This is a genomic window from Roseibium sp. AWQ4_290, assembly GCF_056160985.1.
Map to the genome: position 1 here is coordinate 1 of NZ_JBSWYG010000137.1, position 211 is coordinate 211.

Sequence of the window (211 nt, forward strand, 5' to 3'; positions counted from 1 at the left end):
CCAAGGCATGAGTTCGTTGATGCGATTGATCTTGTGGTCGGCGATTTGTGTCAGAACCCAGGTCAGCCAGGCTTGCGGGTCGATGCCGTTGAGTTTGGCCGTTTCGATCAGTGTATAGGCGATGGCCGCGGATTTGCCGCCGCCTTTTGAACCCATGAAGAGGTAGTTTTTTCGTCCAAGGGCAATCGGTTTCATTGCCCGCTCCGCGCAA

1 protein-coding gene is annotated in these 211 nt (G+C 55.0%); it reads right to left on the reverse strand.

Going from position 1 to position 211, the window contains the following annotated elements:
• Positions 1 to 211 (reverse strand): transposase domain-containing protein (locus ACXAH0_RS25440; protein WP_475196142.1); only part of this gene is annotated, 211 nt, incomplete at both ends.